Here is a 15,972-nt window from a genome sequence, read left to right on the forward strand (position 1 = left end):
AATCCGGAGAGGATGTGGCTTGAATTGGGCTCGCAGCGCATTCGTTCCGGCGCGAGATCAGGCATTTTCCTGGGCGTTACTGCTTCGCCGAGCTCCAGGTTCCGCCGCAACCATCGGAGCGCCCCCCGGTTCCGGAGCCGCTGCGGGCGCCGAGACAGCCAGAGCCGGTGAAAGTCACACCGTCGCCTTCGCCCGACCGTGCGAGCCGCTCGGACTGACGGTTCCAGTGACGGGGCGAAAGGTGCGTGAGAGAGGGGCGGCGCAGACCGGGCGGTGGAGGGGCACGAGAGCCGACTTCGGTAGGATGGGTAGAGCGAAGCGAAACCCATCGTGCTCTTGCTTGCGCCGATACATGATGGGTTTCGCAAGTGCTCTACCCATCGTACGGCTCTTCCTCATCAGCACACACGCCTTCGCAGTCTCGCGGCGCGTTTCGCCCGAGGCTTGCTGTCGTCGCGCCCCATGAAGACCAAAGGGCGCAGGGAAGGCCGGGCGCCGGCGGCACCCGAGATCCGTGCGCGACGAAGATGCACACGGGGTGGACCACAGGTGATGCCGGTCGCCCGGCCTTCCCTGCGCGGCTGGTTTTAACGGTGTCCTTCGTGCTCTCCCCGGGGAGCGATGCACTATTGCCCCCGTCGCCTTGCGGGAATGATCGATGCAGTGCCCGGTCGGACCGCCGCATCACCGCAAGCCTTGACGCACAGACCCCGGGCGTCAGGACCACACGACTTCTCCGTCCGCGGACGATCCCGCCGGAATATCCGGAAGCTTGCGTGTGCTCGCCCTCGGGCATCGACGAAACCGCTGTGACTGCGCCGGGTCGTATCGCGTCGCCTGAGGACTCACGGTTGCCCGCCCTGTCATCAGGCTGATCGCGCCGGCGCTACCGCGTCCACCGCCACCCGGCCCGCATCTCGTGACGATCGCGAAGCGCCCCTTTGGCAGGGCCGGGATAAGGCGTCTATGCCACAAATCCGAAATTCGGGAAAGTGGAATATTTTTACGCGGAGGGCTTGACCGGGTGTTTTGCCCGACGCCTCTCAAGGAACCGCCGTCAGCTCCGTTTGTCGTGTACATCGCGGAAACGCGCCCCATCACCGCAAATGACCCAAGCGGCCTAGCGGACCAGCGTTCCCTAGTTCCAAACCTTTACCTCTGCGACTGCCCAAGGGAAACCTGAATTTCAAGCCTTGCAGTCACCGACTGTTAGGAAGGCTAAGATAAACCGCAGGATGTGGGAATGGACCCCGGCAAGGCGTCAATCGTAATCGAGCGACTGACAGGGGAGTGTGATGGCTGTCGTCGATCAATGCGATTGCCCCGACAAGACAGGCAGGGCGTCGTCGGGACAATTGGGTACCGATACCTGGATTCAACCCTCAACTGCAGCCATACTCGTTTGGCTGGGATTGCTTGCGATGGAGCTCATCGCAGTCCTGGCGCTGTGCGACTTCAGGCTCTTCTTCACCCTGGACGATGCGTATATTCACCTTGCGGTCGCCGACCAGATCCTGTCCGGCGGATATGGGGTCAACGCCGGGGAATATTCATCGCCTAGCTCATCGATCATCTGGCCATATTGTCTGGCTCTGACGGAAGCGCTTCATCTCGGTGCATTTGGTCCGTTGTTGATCAATGTTGCAGCCGCAGGTGCGACAATCTTGGCTATCATACGCCTCTTGGAGGCGAATGGCCTGTTCGATGGTGTGGGCGAGCTTCCGTTCGCTTGCGTGATCGCGCTGCTCCTCATCTTCAGTGTCAGCGCCGTCGCGCTGCCCATGACCGGCATGGAGCACAGTATTCACGTCTGGGCCTCAATCGTGACCTTTGCTGGTCTCGTGGCGGCTGCGCGCGGGTTCGCACCAACATCACTCCATTTCCTCGCCCTGGTGCTGCTTCCGCTCATCCGCTTCGAAGGGATCGCATTCGCCGGTGCCGCAATCGCGGCGTTCACGCTGCTGGACCAGCGCCGCTTCGCGGCCGGCGCAGCGCTAGTCATTGTCGTCACTCTATCGGGCTATGCCGTTCTCATGGCCTCGCGTGGCCTGCCGTTGCTGCCGAGCTCCGTCTTGTTGAAGGGCTATCTGACGACTCTTGATCAGCCCGCGAGCGAGCTACCCGCTATCGTCAGAAACATGCTGCGGAGCGTGATGACGTCGTATGGATTGCGGCTCATCGCACTCGGTCTCGTTGTTGCCTGGTGCGCCAGTCTGCTACGCGCCGATCGCAAGGTACTGATCGTCCTTCTGGCTGTTCTTGTTGCCGTCGGAGCCCATCTGGTGTGCGGTCAATACGGTTGGTTCAATCGGTATGAGGTATACATCATGGCTCTCGCGGCAGCCGCGTTGCTGTGGGGCATCGCACAACTCAAGCCACGGCTCTCTGCGCTGCAATGGTCTCGTGTGAAGGTCGGCGTGGTCTTCGGGCTCGGCACCGCGGCGATTCCCTACATGACAGCGGCAGTGGTCTCGCCGCTAGGCGCAAGCGATATCTACGAGCAGCAATACCAGATGGCTCGTTTCGCCCAATCGTTTTACAGAGATGCGGTTGGGGTCAACGATCTCGGCTTGGTTGCATATCGCAATACCAACTATACGCTCGATCTCTGGGGCCTTGGTTCGGAGCAGGTGCGCAAGGCGAGAATGGCGGGAGATTATGGGCCGGCAGAGATGGCGGCCCTTGCCCACGATCACGACGTCGGTCTCGTCATGATTTACGAGGGCTGGTTCGAGAAAGGCGTGCCATCGAGCTGGACGAAGGTCGCCGTGCTCCAAACAAGAAGCGTAACCTTGTCGCGGCAGAACGTCGATTTCTACCGCACGCCGCTGGCCGATGCGGCGGCGGTTGACGCCGCGCTTCGGGCCTTCAAGGCAACGCTCCCGTCGCGGGACAGGCTGGATATCATCACGCCGTAGCGCGATCTCAGGAGGTGCAAGGCATCGCTAGAGAGATCATCCGCAGGACGGAGTGGGGCCTGCCGATCAAGCCCGTTCGCCTGAAACTTCTCACCTCCAGCGTCGTTGAACCGTGGCTGAGGACAGGCCATGCCGATCAAGGACCAGATCAAGAATCTCGCCAAGAAGCTCGTGGAGGAGCATCCCGATGCGGCAACGCTGCGGGCGCTGGTGCGGGCCCGGAAGCCGGCAGCCATCCGTTTTCGCGACGATGGCATCGTGCCGAACAATCCGCGTTTTCCGGTGTTGCTCTATCGCGGCGCGGTCAATCTGAAGTCCAGGCGCTATCCCCCTGAGGTCATCATCGACACGCTGTTCGATACAAACGGCTGGGGCCGGTCGTGGCGGGACACCGTGTATGACTTCGTCCACTATCATTCGCAGGTCCACGAAGTGATGGGCGTGGCGCGCGGCACGGCCAGGCTCGAGTGCGGCGGCGTCAAGGGACGCGTCCTCCGCGTGAAAGCCGGCGACGTTCTGGTGCTGCCCGCCGGTACCGGACACAGGCTGATCGAGTCCAGCCGGGACTTTGGGGTCGTCGGAGCGTATCCGCACGACGGAACGTACGACGAGTGCACCGACACGCGCGAGCGTCCCGATGCCGTCAAGCGCATCGCCAAGGTCCGCAGGCCGAAAACGGATCCCGTCCTCGGCCGCGGTGGTCCGCTGCTCACATCATGGCGGACCGCGCGGCCGCGATCGTGACGCGAGGGAGAGCGGTCCGCTCACCCATTCCTCTGCGCTCGCCCTCCGCGCTCAGGTCAGATAGTCGGGCGTGAAATCGGCAAGCCTGCGCAATTCTTCAGGCTGCAGCAGCTCGATCTCGCTGCCCTCCCATGCGATCAACCCGCGATGCCGTAGTTCCTGAATGGTGCGGTTGACGTGCACGATCGACAGGCCACAGGCATCGGCGACGTGCCGCTGCGTCATCGGCATCTGGAAGCAGGCGTCCTTGACAAGGCCGACGATCTCCAGCCGCGCCGCGAGCTCGCAGATCAGATGCGCGACCTTCGGCAGGGCCGCCTGCGCGCCGAGACGGGCGATCCATTGCCGCGAGATCGCCGCATCGATCAGCGTCTCGCGCCAGAACGCGCGGGTCAGATGGATCGAGCCGTCGAGCAGCTGGCGGAGCTGGCTGTGCCCGACGTAGCCGACGATGGTCGGACCGAGGCCGACGAGATCCGCATCCATCGGCGTGACCAGGAGCGTGTGCAGGCAGGGCATGTCGCCGGGAACGTGGAACGCGAGGATCTGGCTGCGATCGCCGACGATGCGGGCCTGGTAGAGAAAGCCGCTGACGACGAAGACGCAGCGCGAGGCGGCCTCGCCCTGACGCAGCACGATCTCGCCGTCCGCGACCTGGCGTAGCGTGGACGGCAGGCCCGCGATCTGCTGGCGTTCGTCCTCGGACAGGCCTTCGATGGCCTGGAGACGCGCGATGAACTTCGGATGCGGCATGAGTCTCGTGGCGCGCTTCAGCTGTCTCGCGGCGCGTCGATGAAGCGCCGCGAGAGCTTTGCGATGGTCCAGTCGGAGACCTCAGTGCTGCGGAACTCGCGGATGGCGTGGGCGAGTTCCTGATCCGACATCGGATGCGCCGGCTCGCGCAGCGTGCCGTTCTTGAAGGCATCGCTGATGCAGTCGAGGTGTTCGCTGGTATCGGATGCGAACAGGCCGCGGATGCGCTCCAGGATCGTCGTAGGACTCATGAGAAAGGCGGGCTCGGTTGGTGGTCGAGGTGATGGTGTGAGTGCGACCCGAATGATCGCAAACGGATTAGCAACCAGTGCGTCCGTCTCGCGTTCTAGTCCGCTGAACCAGGGCCAGAAGTATCATTTGATAGATCCGGCGCGATTTTTGGTGGTCTCATGGAAAAAGCCCACGACGTGCTGATCCGGAACCTGAGCGAGCACACCGCGCTCACCGGGGAGGATCTCGACGAGATCCGCGCGCTCACCTTCACGCAGCGCGATGTCGCGCCCAACGAGGATTTCATCCGCCAGGGCGAGGAGCCTGAACATTCGGCGCTGGTCGTCTCCGGCATGGTGGCGCGTTACCATCTGCTCGGCAGCGGGGGACGGCAATATCTCGCGTTCCATATCTCCGGTGACCTCCCGGACTCCCAGGGGCTGTTCATCGACCAGATGGACCATGGGCTCTCCGCGCTCGGGCACGCCTCGGTCGCCTTCATCCCGCATCGCGAATTGTTCATAGCCTTCCGGCGCCGGCCCACTTTCGCGCTCTCGGTCTGGCGCGAGACGCTGCTCGATGCCTCGATCTTTCGCGAGGCCATCACCAACAACAGCGCCCGGCCGATGCAGGCGCGCATGGCGCACCTGTTCTGCGAGCTGTTCTACCGCGCCCGCGCCGCGCAGCTCGTCCGCGGCAATCGCTTCCGCCTGCCGATCAGCCTGGTGCAGCTCGGCGAGACGCTCGGCATGGCGATCGCGACCGTGAACCGGACGCTCGCTGACCTCAGGCGGGGCGGCACCATGGATCTGCGCGACGGGGAGCTCATCGTCCTGAAATGGCGCGAGCTGCAGCGGCTCGGCGATTTCAGCCCGGCCTATCTGCATCTGAAACGCCAGTCGCCACCGGAGGGGTGAGGCCGCAAAGATGCTAGAGCATAATCCGGAAAAGTGCGCAGCGGTTTTCCGAAAAGATCATGATTGAACAACAACCTAAAGCGGGATGACGATGCATCCTGATCGCATCGCGCTTTAGCCATCGGCAGGTGACGCTCCGCCCAGCACCTCGTCAAAGTGCTTCCTCACCCAATCATTGCAGCAGCAGGCTCTGGCTTCGAGCGCTGTCCCGTCGAGGATCAGGATGGCGCCGCGGCGGGTCGCGAGGATGCGCCTTGCCTTGAACATCTGGATGACGCGGCTGGCATAGCTGCGGGAGACGCCGAGCATGCCGGCGAGCTGCTCGTGGGTGAGGGGGATCTCGGCGCCGCCGATACTCTCCTTCGCGGAGATGATCCACTTGGCGGCGCGCTGCTCGATCGAATGCGCCGCGTTGCAGGCCGCCGTCTGCAGCAGCTGCGCGAATTGGCAGTCGGCGTAGCGCGAAAAGACCTCGTGGAGCGTGGCTGACCGCTGCTGTGCCTGCTCAAGCGCGCGCAGCGGCAGACGGACGAGGCTGCCGCCCAGCTTCACGACGATGCGTGAATAAGCCAGCGAAGGGTTGCGGCCTGCGGCAATGCCCACCGCACCCTCGCGGCCCACCAGCAGGCTTTCGACCTCGCGATCGTCCTCGACCGGCACGGCGAACGACACGAGTGCGGGACCGCAGGGAAAATGCACCGCCGCCACGTCGTCGCCGGCGTGATGCAAAACGTGGCTCGCCGCGAGTTCGACCGGCTGAAGGTGAGGCGCGAGCAGTTCGAAATCCTGGTGGGTGAGCTGCCGGAGCAGATCGTTCGGGGGCCGACCGGTCACAGTTGCGTCTCTGGGCTGGCCGGGAATCGGCGCCAGCCAGAACCCTACGTTTCCATGGCGGAACCGACGGTTCCAAAGTGCACACAAGCGGCCGTTGCATAGTTGAGATGCTGGCGCGCGGTCTTTGCGGACTTCCGGAAAGTTGGGAGCGAGGCTGCATGCGTGCGCTGCCCGGCAGCGTTGATCTGGCGAGGTCTGTTCAGGAGTGAACATAGCGGGCTTGCGGATTGGCGTAGCGTGTGGCGCCGAGCGCCGTACTCCGTGCGCTTTGCCCGAGGACCGCCGGCCTCAATCCGCCAAAAAACGCCGCTGGGCCGGCGGCCCGAGGGGCGGCGAAGATCATCAGCCGAAGCGTGCTTCGCGATCCCACGAGGATCGGCGCAGCGCCGCGTGCGCGCGATAGGCGTCGATCGCCTTGTTGGCGAGCATCAGCTGCCGGCGTTCGCCGGTTTTGAGCTGACCTTCGATGGCGTCGAGAATGACGTTGGCGCTCTCGTCCGGCGGGCCGAGCTCGCCGCTCTGCTCCAGGCAGCTCCAGGCGATGAAGAATGCGCTTTCGACGGTGCAGCGAATGGACATGCGCTGCCAACGCGGCGGGGCCGCAGGCGTTCCGTTACGCGGGCCCAACTTGGGGCCCGCGCGCGCGGCTCAGTTCTTCAGCACGATGCGGCCGACGACCTTGCCGGCGCGAAGCTCGTCGATCCATTTCTGGACATCGCCCATCGGCTCCTCGCGCATCGGCGTCGGCTTGATTTTGCCGGCACGCGCCAGCGCCATCAGCTCCTGGGCCTCTGCTAGCGTTCCGACCATGAAACCCTCGATGGTCATGCGCTTGTAGACCCATTGCACCATCGGCAATGTGAACTGGCCGCCCATCAGGCCGGAGACCACGATCTTGCCGCCGCGCGCGGCGACCGCGACCGCGAAGGCCATCGACTTCTCGTTGCCGGCGAAATCGACGATCTCGTCGAAGCCGCCTTCGGTCTCCTTCAGGATGCGCTTGATCACGTCGGGCTCGGACGGATCATAGGCATTGGCGGCGCCGTTGTTCAGCGCGGTCTCGCGCGCGGCCGGCGAGAGGTCGGCGACCGTGATCGGCTGCTTGAACATCGCCTGCGCGAACGACAGGCCCATCATGCCGACGCCGCCGAGGCCGATCAGCAGCAGGTTGCGCTGGCGCGGGCGGTCGACCAGGCGCTTGAGCGCGCCATAGGCGGTGACGCCGGAGCACATCAAGGTCGCGGCCTGGTTGACGGGCAGGGGATCGTAGTCGAGCAGATATTTCGCGTCGGGCACCAGCACGTGGGTGGCGAAGCCGCCGTCGATGGAGACGCCGAGGAAGCGCTGCTTCACGCAGAGATTCTCGTCGCCATTGGCGCAGTCGCGGCACTGGCCGCAGCCGATCCAGGGGAAGACGGCCTTCTTCGCGCCAATGAGGCCGGCCGGCACGTCGGGGCCGACTTCGTCGACGATGCCGGCGATCTCGTGGCCGAGCGTGAAGGGCAGCGTCATGCCGCGCGTGGTGTCGAGCTTCTTGCCGCCGCCGAGATCGGCGTAGCCGTCCTGGATGTGCAGGTCGGAATGGCAGAGGCCGCAACGCTCGATGCGCACCAGCACTTCGGTGCCTTTCGGCTTCGGCGTGTCGACGATGGTCTCGCACAGCGGGGCATCGAACTTGACCAGGGACTGCCGACGCATCAACGCCATATTTCTTCCTCCGAAATTATCTCATTGTTTGAGCATGATCTCGTTCGGAAAACCGCTTCACACTTTTCCGGATCATGCTTCTTCGGTTCGTATATTGGCCAATTCACAGGCCATGGCAACAAAGCCGGATATCGGAACGGTCTCGGCGCGCCGCGTCGCATCGACGCCGGCGGCGGCGGCCAGCCGCGCCGGATCGGCGCCGAGCGATTTCAGGCTCTGCCGCAACATTTTCCGGCGCTGACCGAAGGCGGCGGCGGCGACCTGTTCGAGCAGCCTGCGATCGCAAGGGAGAGGCTCGGCGCGCGGCGTGAGGCGCACGACGGAGGAGGTGACCTTCGGCGGCGGCACGAAGGCGGACGGCGCAATGTCGAACAGGATCTTGGTCTCGCAGCGCCAATTGGCGAGCACGCCGAGCCGGCCATAGGCCTCCTCGTCCTCGCGCGCGACGATGCGCTCGCCGACCTCGCGCTGGAACATCAGCACCATCATGTCGTACCAGGGCGGCCAGGGCTCGGTGGTGAGCCAGCCGATCAGGAGCTGGGTCGCGATGTTGTAGGGCAGGTTGGCGACGATCTTCGCGCGTTCGCCATTGAGCAGCGGGCGGGGATCGAAGGTCATCGCATCGCCATGCACGATCTCGAGCCTGTCAGGGTAGCGCGCGGAAATATCCTGCAAGGCCGGGATCGCCCGCTCGTCGTGCTCGATGGCGATGACGCGCTTCGCGCCGAGCGCGAGCAAAGCGCGCGTCAGCCCGCCCGGGCCGGGGCCGATCTCGACGATGGTGGAATCGTCGAGCGGCGCTGCGGCGCGCGCGATGCGGGCGGTGAGATTGAGGTCGAGCAGGAAATTCTGGCCGAGCGATTTGCGCGCCGACAGCGCGTGCTGGCGAATGACCTCGCGGAGCGGCGGGAGGTCGTCGATCGCGCTCATCGGCTTTGCGAAGCCGCCATGCGGCTGGCCAGCTGAAGCGCCGCGATCAGGCTGGCCGGATTGGCCTTGCCGGTGCCGGCGATGTCGAAGGCGGTGCCGTGATCGGGCGAGGTGCGGATGAAGGGCAGGCCGAGCGTGACGTTGACGGCGTCGTCGAAGGCGACGGTCTTGATCGGGATCAGCGCCTGGTCGTGATACATGCAGATTGCGCAGTCATAGGTGCTGCGCGCGGCCTCGTGGAACATGGTGTCGGCGGGCAGCGGCCCCCTGGTCTCGATGCCGTCGCCACGCAACACCTTAAGCGCCGGGGCGATGATTGTCTGCTCCTCGTGGCCGAGCGAGCCGTCCTCGCCGGCATGCGGATTGAGGCCGGAGACCGCGATACGCGGCTGCGCGATGCCGAAGCGCGATTTCAGCTCGGCTGCGACGATGCGCACGGTCGAGACGATTAGCTCGCTGGTGAGCTCTGCCAGCGCATCGCGGATCGAGACGTGGATGGTCACGGGCACCACGGCAAGCCGGGGCGACCACAGCATCATCACCGGCTGCGGCACGCGGCCGCCTTCCGCGGCGAGCTCGGCGAGGAATTCGGTGTGGCCGGGATGACGGAAGCCTGAGCGGTAGAGCACGCTCTTGGCGATCGGATTGGTGACGACGGCGCCGGCGCGGCCCTCGCGGACATCGGTGACCGCCTGCCGGATCGAGGCGAGCGCGGCCGGCGCGCTCGATGCGTCGGGCTTGCCGGGCTCGGCGGTCGCGCGCTCGCCGGTGGCGACCACGGGGAGGGCATCGGTGAAGGCGGAAGCGGCCTCTCCGGGGCTCACCGCCGCGGTCCTCACGTCGGCCCCCAGTGCGGCGGCTAGCGCCTTGGCGCGCCGGGCGATCAGCGCCTCATCGCCGAGCAGATAGAACGCGGGCAGGTTCAGTTCACGGCGCCGGAGCCAGGCTGCGATCGTGATGTCGGGGCCGATGCCGGCGGGCTCTCCCAGGGTCAGGGCAAGGGGAAGGCTATGCGGTTTGGCTGCGCGATTGGCCATCAGCGGTTGCGATATTCGATCATCGCCGCCTTGCGGAGCTCGTCGAGATAGGCCTTCTGGGTCTTCTCGTACTTCTCCTGATACATCTTCTCGCGGACCTCGCGCTTCTTCGGCGTGTCGATCATGGTCGGCTTGCGCGAGCACAGCACCACCATCTCGATGCCGTTCTTGGTCATCTCGGGCGCGGTCAAATGGCCGATCGGGGTGTCGTCGAGCACCTTGCGCAGCGCTTCCGGCAGCTCTGCGGTAGTCTTGGTGACGCTGTCGCGGATGGTGGCGTTCGGCGTCGAGCGGAACAGCGAGTTGGCTTCCTCGCAGCTTCCGACGCGCGCGCGATAGCTCTCGGCTTCCTTCTTGCGTGTTTCCAGGAACGCCGCGGACGAGCCGCGCGGCACGATCAGCACGATCGGCTGCATCTTGTATTCGGTGCCCTCGATCTGGAGCTTGTCGCCGGTCTGGGCCTGCACGGCCTGCGCGACGTCGCGCTCGCCGACCAGCAGCTTCTCCTTGAAGCGGCCGCGCACCAGGCTGGTCCAGACCATCTCGGCCTTCATGCGGCCCTTCAGCGTCTCGGGACGGACGCCTTTGGATTCGAGCGACTTGGTGAGCTGGTCCGGCGTGATGCGCATACGCTGCGCCATGCCTTCGTAGGACTGGTTGATGTCGGAGATGCCGGGGTCGACCCCGTACTTCTTGCCCTCCTTCATCTTCACCTTGTCGTCGATCAGCTCGTTGATGACCTCCTGCCGGCTCGGGGTCTTCTGCGTCGTCAGCTGGTCGAGCTTGGAGCGCTGCTCGATGTCGAAATCGGTGATCGGGTCGCCGTTGACCATGACGACGATGTTCTGCGCGCGCGACGGCGAGGGCAGTCCGGTCAGGACCAGTCCGGCAGCGATGGCGAGGAGGAGGCGGAAGACGGGCAATGGGGTCGTCATGATTGTCGCTCGCATGTCAGCCGCGTCGAGCCTGTGATGGGGGCAAGCGCGGCCGGCACTTCAAACCGTTCACTGGAGGCCGGCGGAACTGCTGGTCGTCGACGAGGTCGCCAGCGTGCGCAGGCCGATCTGGAACATGAACGCATGGCTCAGCACGGGCGGCGCGGTGCCCGCCGAATAGCTATACGAAGTTACGTAGTTCGCCGCCAGCACGAAGCAATCGTCGACATAGCCGGCACCGAGCACATACTGGTTGATCTTGTTGGCCTCGAGGTCCCACCGCGCCGAGCCCGACACCACCCAGTTGGTCGCGACCTTTATGGAGCCCGAGGTCAGGATGCCCTCGCGGCGGGTCAGATAGCCAAGCTCCGGCTGCGCCGCGTAACTGCCGTACAGCACGCTGACCGCCCAGCGATTGAAGTTGGCGCGGCCTTCCGCCTCGAAGCGCTGCACGTTCCAGGTCTGCTCGTCCATGCGGGAGCGGACGCTGAACGTGTAGGTGCTGTTGGGCGAGTAGCTGGCGCTCGCGACGTAATCGGAACGCGGCTTGTCCAGGCCGGAATTGAGGCCGGTATTGATGGGGTCCTGGACCGCGAAGGAGTTCATGCCGAACAGCTGGTAGGACTGGCCGAACAAGGCCTTGACGGCGCCGCCCTTGTCGAACTGCGTGGTCGACTGCACGCCGACATTGGCGCGGCCGCCGCCCTCGACGCGGTCGTAGCCGGAGAACTTGTCGACGCTGAACAGGTTCGAGGCGTCGAACACCATGCTCTGGGCGTCCTCGTTCGGGAGCTTGCCGGCATAGGTCTCGTTCGGCCGGATGATGATCTGCGCGATCGGCTCGACGGTGGTCGAGCCCCAGGGCTGAACGTTGATGAAGGGGTAGCGGTATTCCAGGCCCACGGTCGGCATCAGGCGGAACGCCTGGGTGTCGCCGATGGGAAGATAGTTCGACACGCCCGGCTGGTTGGAGACCGAGGAGTTGATAGCGTCGGCGCGCAGGCTGGCGAACGGCGTCCAGATCTGGCCGAGCGGATCGGTAAAGGATTTGCGCCACTGCGCCTCGGCCGTGAGGCGGGTGTAGGTGCCGGGGAAGCCGCGCAGCAGGCACTGCGACGGCGTGCGGGCGAGCGGATCGGCCGACGCCGTCGTGCACAGGCTGTTGGTGTTCGCGATCGTGGTGATCGGATCGAACACCGCCTGGTCACGCGACAGGTTCACGAAATTGGTCTTGTAGCTGAACTCGCCGCCGAACACCGGGTAGTTGAGCACGTTGGAGTAGTCGATCACCGGATAGACGATCGGCACCTGGCTCTGGTTACCCGAATAGCTCAGCCAGTACATCGTGCGCGCGTCGAAGAAGCTGCGGTTGCCGACGCCGGTCAGATAGAGCTGCGACAGCGCCTCCGTCGGCAGCAGCAGGAACGAGCCGAGCGGATCGCGGTACTGGTAGAGCCGGTAGTCCGAGAAGAAATAGTAGTCGGACATCAGGACGCCGTCCCAACCCCAGACCCATTTGTCGTTCAGCGCGAACTGACCCTTGGTGTCGACGGCGCCGCGGAACTGCTTGTCGCCCGGCTGCCCGGCAAACGCGCCGGGATCGAGCTGGTCGATGCCATAGGCGCGGATCTGGTAGGCGCCGTCGATCAGGCGCTGCCGGAATTCTCCCTGCAGCAGCACGCCTTGCCGCGACAAGAAGCGGGGGTTGATGGTCGCGTCCATGTCGGGCGCGATCGCCCAATAATAGGGAACCTCGACGCCATAGCCCGTGTTCGACGTGCCGGAAACATAGCCCGGCATCAGGAAGCCGCTCTTGCGCTTCACGGTCGGGTCGGGCGTCGAGAAATACGGCATGTAGGCGAGCGGCACACCGAAGAATTCGATCTGCGCCGTCTCGAAATACAGCATCTTCTCCTGCTGGTCGTGGATGATGCGGGCACCCTTGACCTGCCACAGCGGCGGTTTCTTCGGATCGTCCTTACACGGCGCGCAGGCCGTGTAGACGCCGTTCTCGAACACCGTGTAATTGCCGCTGGAGCGGTCGGCGCGGCTCGCGGCCATGCGGGTCTGGTCGGCGGTGTCCACACGCAGCGAATCGACGAAACCGTCGCGGTAATCGTCGGAGAGATCCATGATCTCGGCATAGGTGATCTTGCCGTCGGCATCCGTCATGCGGATGTTGCCTTCGGCATGCAGCCGCTTGGTCTTCTGGTCGTAGATGACCTTGTCGGCCTCGACGCTGGTGCCGTTGTAGAACAGCTGGACGTTACCGACCGCGGAGACGCGCGAATTGTTGTAGTCGTAGTCGACCTCGGTCGCCTGAACCAGCATCTGGTTGTCGTTAGCGGCTTTCGGCGGCTTCGGACGCGGCGGCAGCGGATTATAGGTGAAGCTCTGGGCCGAGGCGGGGGCCAGGGCGGCAACATCGATCAGCGCGCCGAGCGATGCCACGGCAGCGACAGCCATCATGAGCTTGCGAAGAGACAAGCCGGACCTGTTCGCGCGCATCACGATGCGGCGCGTCAAACGAGACACGGGTCCTCGATGGACGGCAGTCACTAACCGTCCTCCTGGTACAACAAGGCCAAAAAGCCGGTGAGGCCGCCCACCACTACGGGCAACCACGCCGCAGCGATCGGATGCATCAACTCAGCCTTGCTCAAGTCTTCAGTCACTTTCGACAGAACGTAGAGCAGAAAGCCTGCGCCCACGCCACTCAAAACCATCTTCTGCACGCCGCCCATCCGGAAGAAGCGCAACGACACGGAGGCCGCGAGCATCACCATTGCCGCAAGCAAAAACGGCTGTGCCAGAAGCTTCTGATACTGGAGTCGGTATCCGGCTGTCGCGAAGCCTGAGCTTTCGGATGAGCGGATGTAGCTCGGTAGTTGCCAAAAGGACACAGTCTCGGGGGTGGAAAAGCTGTTGCGGACCTGCGCCTCGGTGAGCGTCGTTGGAATCTCCAAGGTGGCCTGGTCGATCGGCGGGGAGTCCAGCGAGAAGCGGCGAACGGATTTGAACAGCCAATGGCCGGACTCCAGTGTCGCCTCGCGCGCCTCGATCCGCTCCTTGAAGTGACTGTCTGTGTCAAAGCGGAACAGCGTCAGGCCGGTGAGTCGGACGCCCTGCTGCTCGCTGCGCGCGGCGTTGATGATGGTCTGGCCGTCGCTGGTCACCTGATTGAGCCAGAAGCCGGAGGCGTCCTGGATGCCGCCCCCGGGCGCCGAGCCGAACAGCTCGGCTTCCATGCGCTTGGAGAGTTCACGCAGATTGGCCGACATGGGATTGTAGGCGACGGTTGCGATCACCCCGATCAGGAGCGCGCTGCCGAGCGCCGGTGAGATGAACTGCCATGCGGAGATGCCGGCGGCGCGCGCAACCACGAGCTCGAGCCGGCGGGAGAGGGCGAGATAGCAGGTCATGGCGCCGATCAGCATGCAGAACGGCGTCAGCTTCTCCAGCAGTTGCGGCACCCTGAACAGCGAGGTCTCGGCCACCATGAGCGCCGAGGCGGACGCCAGCCCCGAGGTCTTGCGCACCATCTCGATGTAGTCGACCAGCACCAGTAGCAGGAAAATGCCCAAGAACACGCCGAGCGCCGCGACCACGAAGCGGCCGGCGAAATAGCGTCCGAGTGTGTTGGTAAGCATGCTCATGCGGTGGCCGGCCGTCCGAACAGCCGCGCGATGCGCGCGTTCGACCTGTTGATGGCCTCCATGAGGCCAGGGGGCGGCTCGACCACAACGCCGCGGATGATCATCCACAGCCCGACGCCAATGGCGCCCATGACCATCGCATATTGCACCAGCACCGGGCTCGGCGACTTCACCGCCATCACCGAGCAGGCAAAGCCGGCCATGCGCAGGCCAAACACCGCAACGACCGAAGTGCCGATCGAGAAATTACGGCTCTGGCGGGTGGTGCGGGGCGCACCGAGGAAGGCGAAGGTCAGCACGGCGAAGGCGAAGGGATAGATCGGCGCGAGCAGGCTGTCATGCAGGGCCGAGCGGAACTGGCCGGGAATCTGCTTGTAGACGGGGTCGTTATCGGACGGCGCAAGCAGCTCCCAGAGATAGCGCTCGCGGATGCCGAGGGTGACGTCGCGGCCCTGGTTGGAGAACTTCGACATGTCGAAGCCGTAGCGGCCGAAGGCCACCAGCGCGGGATCGCGCTTGCCCGCCTCGAAGCGCTGGAGATTGCCGGTCTCCAGCACGAGGAACGAGCCGGTCTCGTTCTTCACGACCTCGCCGTGCTCGGCGACGATCGAGACGCGCTCGTTCGGATCGCGGCGGTCGTCGATGAAGATGCCGGCAAGGATGCCGCCGGGCTGGCGTTCGCGAATCCGGATCGTGAGGTTCTTGTCGAGCTGGGCGAAGCGGCCGGGCTGCAGGATGTTGGTGAGCACGTCCGCGGTGATCTCGGCATCCCACTGCTTGATCCGCCGCATGCCGTCGGGGGCGAGATAGGCCGCGATGAAGGCAACCAGCAGCGCCACCACGCAGGTGGCGTAAAAGAACGGATAGAACAGCCGGAACGGCGACAGGCCGGCGGCATTCATCACGATGATTTCGGAATCGGTCGCGAGCTTGTTCAGCGTGTGCGAGATCGCGATCATCAGCGCGATCGGCGAGATGATCAGGACCAGGGCCGGCACGACGAGGCTGGTGATGCCCAGGAAAGTGAGGATGGTCTGACCCTGGCTCGTCATCAGGTCGATGCCGCGCAACGCCTGCGTAATCCAGATCACGCCAGTGAGGCTGACCAGGATCAGCGCAAACGACGCCAGCGTCGTGCGGAAGATATACCTATCGATCGACCCCATGCGCTACCGCACGAATCCCACCAAGTCCCCAATGTCGGCCGAAACTCCGCTGTCCAACCAATCCCCGATCAGGGGATCCCCAAGGTTGGCCAGCGCCTCTTCCGCCAGCTCACTCTCTCACTACCATCCCTTTGATCCGTCAAC

14 protein-coding genes are annotated in these 15,972 nt (G+C 64.6%); 3 read left to right on the top strand and 11 right to left on the bottom strand.

Annotated elements, in window-relative coordinates; genetic code table 11:
• Positions 1-1,295 precede the first annotated feature (1,295 nt).
• Positions 1,296-2,918, top strand: a complete 1,623-nt coding sequence (locus tag GGD66_RS01725) for a hypothetical protein (RefSeq protein ID WP_246788755.1) — start codon at positions 1,296-1,298, stop codon at positions 2,916-2,918.
• A 129-nt stretch (positions 2,919-3,047) separates the two neighbouring features.
• Positions 3,048-3,662 (top strand): cupin domain-containing protein, encoded by a 615-nt coding sequence (locus tag GGD66_RS01730; protein ID WP_183256723.1) that lies wholly within the window; start codon positions 3,048-3,050, stop codon positions 3,660-3,662.
• Positions 3,663-3,713: 51 nt separating this feature from the next.
• On the opposite strand, the gene GGD66_RS01735 is transcribed toward GGD66_RS01730, so the two are convergent.
• Complete coding sequence (locus GGD66_RS01735; RefSeq protein ID WP_183256724.1) at positions 3,714-4,415, bottom strand: Crp/Fnr family transcriptional regulator; 702 nt, start codon at positions 4,413-4,415, stop codon at positions 3,714-3,716.
• A 17-nt stretch (positions 4,416-4,432) separates the two neighbouring features.
• Positions 4,433-4,666 carry a hypothetical protein gene (locus GGD66_RS01740; protein WP_183256725.1) on the bottom strand — a complete coding sequence of 78 codons (234 nt, stop codon included), beginning with the start codon at positions 4,664-4,666 and terminating at the stop codon, positions 4,433-4,435.
• A gap of 159 nt (positions 4,667-4,825) precedes the next feature.
• On the opposite strand from GGD66_RS01740, the gene GGD66_RS01745 reads away from it, so the two are divergent.
• The gene (locus tag GGD66_RS01745) at positions 4,826-5,563 is read left to right on the top strand and encodes a Crp/Fnr family transcriptional regulator (protein ID WP_018317561.1); all 738 of its coding nucleotides are present in this window, start codon (positions 4,826-4,828) and stop codon (positions 5,561-5,563) included.
• Positions 5,564-5,677: 114 nt separating this feature from the next.
• Here the strand turns inward: GGD66_RS01745 and GGD66_RS01750 are convergent, their stop codons facing one another.
• From GGD66_RS01750 to lptF, 9 genes are all read right to left on the bottom strand, one after another.
• Positions 5,678-6,397: a Crp/Fnr family transcriptional regulator gene (locus tag GGD66_RS01750; protein WP_092252913.1), complete on the bottom strand. Its 720-nt coding sequence runs from the start codon at positions 6,395-6,397 to the stop codon at positions 5,678-5,680.
• Positions 6,398-6,739: 342 nt separating this feature from the next.
• Positions 6,740-6,976 (bottom strand): hypothetical protein, encoded by a 237-nt coding sequence (locus GGD66_RS01755; protein WP_018317559.1) that lies wholly within the window; start codon positions 6,974-6,976, stop codon positions 6,740-6,742.
• A 69-nt stretch (positions 6,977-7,045) separates the two neighbouring features.
• The gene (locus tag GGD66_RS01760; protein ID WP_183256726.1) at positions 7,046-8,104 is read right to left on the bottom strand and encodes an alcohol dehydrogenase; all 1,059 of its coding nucleotides are present in this window, start codon (positions 8,102-8,104) and stop codon (positions 7,046-7,048) included.
• 72 nt (positions 8,105-8,176) lie between these two features.
• The gene (rsmA, locus tag GGD66_RS01765) at positions 8,177-9,034 is read right to left on the bottom strand and encodes a 16S rRNA (adenine(1518)-N(6)/adenine(1519)-N(6))-dimethyltransferase RsmA (RefSeq protein ID WP_183256727.1); all 858 of its coding nucleotides are present in this window, start codon (positions 9,032-9,034) and stop codon (positions 8,177-8,179) included.
• Positions 9,031-10,071: a 4-hydroxythreonine-4-phosphate dehydrogenase PdxA gene (pdxA, locus tag GGD66_RS01770; protein WP_183256728.1), complete on the bottom strand. Its 1,041-nt coding sequence runs from the start codon at positions 10,069-10,071 to the stop codon at positions 9,031-9,033. The genes rsmA and pdxA overlap by 4 nt, the downstream gene beginning before the upstream one ends.
• Positions 10,071-11,006, bottom strand: a complete 936-nt coding sequence (locus GGD66_RS01775) for a SurA N-terminal domain-containing protein (protein WP_177236934.1) — start codon at positions 11,004-11,006, stop codon at positions 10,071-10,073. Before GGD66_RS01775 ends, pdxA begins: the two co-directional genes overlap by 1 nt.
• A 69-nt stretch (positions 11,007-11,075) precedes the next feature.
• Complete coding sequence (locus GGD66_RS01780; RefSeq protein WP_183256729.1) at positions 11,076-13,565, bottom strand: LPS-assembly protein LptD; 2,490 nt, start codon at positions 13,563-13,565, stop codon at positions 11,076-11,078.
• A complete protein-coding gene (lptG, locus tag GGD66_RS01785) occupies positions 13,565-14,662 on the bottom strand; it encodes an LPS export ABC transporter permease LptG (RefSeq protein WP_018317553.1) in 1,098 nt (365 codons plus the stop codon). Before lptG ends, GGD66_RS01780 begins: the two co-directional genes overlap by 1 nt.
• On the bottom strand, positions 14,659-15,828 hold the full coding sequence (gene lptF / locus GGD66_RS01790; protein ID WP_092252926.1) for an LPS export ABC transporter permease LptF: 1,170 nt from the start codon (positions 15,826-15,828) through the stop codon (positions 14,659-14,661). Before lptF ends, lptG begins: the two co-directional genes overlap by 4 nt.
• Positions 15,829-15,972: the final 144 nt, after the last annotated feature.

The organism is Bradyrhizobium sp. CIR48 (genome assembly GCF_014198315.1).
GTDB lineage: Bacteria > Pseudomonadota > Alphaproteobacteria > Rhizobiales > Xanthobacteraceae > Bradyrhizobium.

Bases quoted from the DNA above. Each gene is read 5' to 3' on its own strand.
- GGD66_RS01725 (WP_246788755.1), top strand. From the start codon at position 1,296: ATGGCTGTCGTCGATCAATGCGATTGCCCCGACAAGACAGGCAGGGCG.
- GGD66_RS01730 (WP_183256723.1), top strand. From the start codon at position 3,048: ATGCCGATCAAGGACCAGATCAAGAATCTCGCCAAGAAGCTCGTGGAG.
- GGD66_RS01735 (WP_183256724.1), bottom strand. From the start codon at position 4,415: ATGCCGCATCCGAAGTTCATCGCGCGTCTCCAGGCCATCGAAGGCCTG.
- GGD66_RS01740 (WP_183256725.1), bottom strand. From the start codon at position 4,666: ATGAGTCCTACGACGATCCTGGAGCGCATCCGCGGCCTGTTCGCATCC.
- GGD66_RS01745 (WP_018317561.1), top strand. From the start codon at position 4,826: ATGGAAAAAGCCCACGACGTGCTGATCCGGAACCTGAGCGAGCACACC.
- GGD66_RS01755 (WP_018317559.1), bottom strand. From the start codon at position 6,976: ATGTCCATTCGCTGCACCGTCGAAAGCGCATTCTTCATCGCCTGGAGC.
- GGD66_RS01760 (WP_183256726.1), bottom strand. From the start codon at position 8,104: ATGGCGTTGATGCGTCGGCAGTCCCTGGTCAAGTTCGATGCCCCGCTG.
- rsmA (WP_183256727.1), bottom strand. From the start codon at position 9,034: ATGAGCGCGATCGACGACCTCCCGCCGCTCCGCGAGGTCATTCGCCAG.
- pdxA (WP_183256728.1), bottom strand. From the start codon at position 10,071: ATGGCCAATCGCGCAGCCAAACCGCATAGCCTTCCCCTTGCCCTGACC.
- GGD66_RS01775 (WP_177236934.1), bottom strand. From the start codon at position 11,006: ATGACGACCCCATTGCCCGTCTTCCGCCTCCTCCTCGCCATCGCTGCC.
- lptG (WP_018317553.1), bottom strand. From the start codon at position 14,662: ATGAGCATGCTTACCAACACACTCGGACGCTATTTCGCCGGCCGCTTC.
- lptF (WP_092252926.1), bottom strand. From the start codon at position 15,828: ATGGGGTCGATCGATAGGTATATCTTCCGCACGACGCTGGCGTCGTTT.